This window comes from Roseomonas sp. TS2 (genome assembly GCF_058833935.1).
Genome location: NZ_JCACVY010000301.1, coordinates 1 through 3301, shown reverse-complemented (window position 1 = coordinate 3301; position 3301 = coordinate 1). Strand labels below are relative to the sequence as shown.

The window sequence follows — 3301 nt, the reverse complement described above, 5'->3', positions numbered from 1 at the left end:
AGGCGGGCCGGCCAGCGGAGAGGACGAGACGGCGCACCGGAAGGCGGCATGCGGAAGGGCCTTTTTCCCGCAACAGGCGGGGCCACGAAATGCTCGCTAAAAAGTGATGATTGGATTATCAGCTTCTTCATGGCGATCCAAGCGCGCAATCCTGAGCCGTCGCGGATGTGGCTGCTGGCGGACGTGGCCTGCCGCCTCGGGCCCCATGCCCTGGCGCAGTACGGGTTGCACCGGCTGCGGCAGGCCGCCGGGCTGCCGCAGCAGGCGCTGCGCGACGCGCCGCCGCCGCCGGTGGGCCTGCTGGGCTTCGCCGCGCTGCCGCCGCCGCCCATTCTGGCGCCGGAGGTGCAGGCCAGGCTGCGGGCCGCGCTGGAGTCGCTGCCAGGCGCCGTCTGCCATGGCCCCTTCGCCGCCGACAGGCCGGCCCTGGCGCTGGACCTGTTCAACCCGGGCGATGTGCGCCCGGTCTGGGAGGCGAACCGCCTGGCCTGCCTGCCGCTGCTGGTGCAGGCGGCGCGGCTGTGGCCGGAGGAAGGCCACCGCGCCCGGCTGGAGGCGCGCCTTGCCGCCTGGACCGACGCCAACCCGCCCTTCCGCGGGCCGAACTGGGCCTGCGGGCAGGAGGCGGCGCTGCGCGTGCTGCATCTGGCCCTGGCGCTGATGCTGGCCGGGCTGCGCCGCCCCGGCCCGGCGGCGCGCGACCTGCTGGCGCTGCATGCCCGCCGCATCCTGGCCACCCGCGCCTATGCCCGGGCGCAGGACAACAACCACAGCATCAGCGAGCCCGCCGGGCTGCTCGCCTGCGGCTGGCTGCTGGGGGACGCGGCCATGGCCCGCCGCGCCGGCCAGGAGCTGGCCGCCGCCCTGGCGCGGCTGGTGGCGCCGGATGGCGGCTTCGCCCAGCTCTCCACCGGCTATCACCGGCTGCTGCTCGACGTGCTCTCGGTGGTGGAGGCGCTGCGCCGCCACCAGGGCGCGCCGCCGCTGCCCGAGCCCTTCACCGCCCGCGCGGCGGCGGCGGCGCGCTGGCTGGCGCGGCTGGTCTCGGCCCAGGGCGCGCTGCCGGCGCTGGGCCACCAGGACGGCTCGGCCCTGGCCGATCTCTCGGCCGGCGGCGCGGCTGATGCGCGCGGCAGCGTGGAGCGGGCGATGCGCCTGTTCGCCGGCGAATCGGCCGGCTTCGCGGAGGAGCCGGGCTGCCGCTGGCTGGGCCTGCCGGAAGGGCTGCCGGTGGCGCTGCGCCCGGCCGAATGGGTGGCCACCGGCAGCCGCGGCTGGGCGGTGGCGGGCGCGCGCGCCCTGCTGCGGACCGGCCCGCTGCGCTTCCGCCCCGGCCAGGCCGACATGCTGCATTTCGAGCTGTGGGACGGCGACCGCCCGGTGCTGACCGATGCCGGCACCGGCGCCTACAACCCCCCCACCGGCCAGGAATGGTGGCTGGACTATTTCCCCGCCGCCGCCGCGCACAACACCATCACCTTCGACGGGCGGGAGCCGATGCCGCGCCTGTCGCGCTTCCTGCTCGCCCGCTGGCCCCGCCTGCGCCCGCTGCCCGACGGCGCGGCGCTGCGCGACGGCCGGGGCAACCGGCATCACCGCCAGGTCCGGGCCGAGGGGCGCAGCTGGACGGTGCTGGACACGGTGAGCGGACCCTTCCATGCGCTGACGCTGCGCTGGCGGCTGGGGCCCGGCGCATGGCGGCTCCGCCCCGGCGGGGTGGAAGGCCCGGACCGGCTGCGGGTGACCGCCGACGCGCCGCTGCACATCACCCTCGAAGAGGGCTGGGAGAGCCCCGCCTATGGCGTGGTGCGCTCCTGCCCGGTGCTGACCGTGCGGGCCCTGGCGCCCATCACCTGCCTGGCCACGCAGATCGAGCTGGGCTGAGGCCGTGGCCCGCTCGCCACCGACGCGATGCCGCTCGACCAGCTTCTGAGAGGGGTATGGCGCCTCTGGCGCTGGCTGCTGCTGGCGGTGCTGCTGGGCTGGGGCCTGGGCGCCGCGCTGATCCTCGGCTGGCCGCGCGCCTATGTGGCGGCGGCGGTGGTGGCGCCGGCCGAGACCTCCGGCATCGCCGTCTCCACCCTGATCTCGGCCAACAGCCTGGCGCCGGGCAACCTGCTGGACACGCGGCCGGGCGGCAATTTCGCCATCTACCTCGCGGCGCTACGAAGCCCAGAGGCCACCGCCATGCTCCTGCGCGAGACGCCGCTGGCGGAGGCGCTGGCCGAGTCGCGCGCCGATGGCCCGCTCGCCCCGCTGCGCGCCGCGCTGGGGCTGGACCGCCCGCCGGACGCCGATGACGCGCAGCGCTGGCTGGAACGGAGCCTGTCCGTCACCCAGTCGCTCGCCTCCGTCACCTGGACGCTGGAGCTGGCGCATGCGCGGCGCGAACTGGCGCTGGAGCTGCTGGCGCGGCTGCACGACTTCGCCGAGCGGCGGGTGCGCGAGGAGCTGATGGCGCTGGTGCGCCGCCGCGTCGCCACGCTGGAGGCCCGGCTGGCGCAGGAGCGCGACATCTACCTGCGCACCCCCCTGTTCGAGCTGCTGGCGCAGCACCAGCGTGCCCTGCTGGTGATCGGCGCCGACAGCGCGGTGGCGGCGCGTCTGGTCTCCGGCCCGGCGGTGGAGCTGCGGCCCTCGCTGCCCAACCGGCCGCTGCTGCTGGCCATGCTGGCGGTGGCGGTGCCGCTCGCCTGCGCCTTCCTCGGCGCCTGCCTGGTGCTGCTGCGCGGCCCGCCCCGGGAGGGGCGGCGGCGGCGGTGAGCGCGCCGCGCATCGACAGCGCGGCGCTGGGCAGCCTGGCGGGCGCCGCCGCCGCCATCCTGCATCTGGCGGGCGCGCTGAAATCCACCCCGCTCGGCGCCGCCCTGCCGGTGGACCTGACGCTGCTGGCCGGCGCGCTGCTGCTGCCGCTGCTGGCGGTGCTGGGGCTGACGCGGCGCTGGTGGCTGCATCCGGGGCTCGGGCCGCCGCTGGCGGGGGCGGCGCTGCTGTGGCTGTGGCTGGTGCTGGCGGGAAGCTGGAGCGGCAGCCGCGCCATCCTGGCCGCCAAGCTGCCGGAGGTGGTGCTGCTGGCGCCGGTGATGCTGCTGGCCGGGCTGGCGGTCGGCGCCGATGCCGGGGCGCGGCGGCTGGCGGTGGCCGTCACCCTGGCCAGCGGGCCGCTGGTGGCGGTGTCGGTGGCGGTGGGGCTGGCCACCGGGCAGGTGGTGCTGGGCGGCATGGCCGGCACCACCAGCCCCGACATGCTGCGCGTGCAGTACCAGCTCGCCGGGCTGGCCATCGCCTGCGCCGCCGGGCT

The 3301-nt window shown here is 77.0% G+C and carries 2 protein-coding genes and 1 pseudogene; all 3 read left to right on the top strand.

From position 1 onward, the window contains the following. Positions 1 to 165: 165 nt before the first annotated feature. Positions 166 to 1884 (top strand): heparinase II/III family protein, encoded by a 1719-nt coding sequence (locus tag ACZJYS_RS23690; protein WP_493180556.1) that lies wholly within the window; start codon positions 166 to 168, stop codon positions 1882 to 1884. Positions 1885 to 1911: 27 nt separating this feature from the next. Beyond that, a complete protein-coding gene (locus ACZJYS_RS23685; RefSeq protein WP_109515726.1) occupies positions 1912 to 2763 on the top strand; it encodes a hypothetical protein in 852 nt (283 codons plus the stop codon). Next, positions 2760 to 3301, top strand: a pseudogene (locus ACZJYS_RS23680) (O-antigen ligase domain-containing protein); the annotation flags it as partial. The gene ACZJYS_RS23685 and the pseudogene ACZJYS_RS23680, both read left to right, overlap by 4 nt.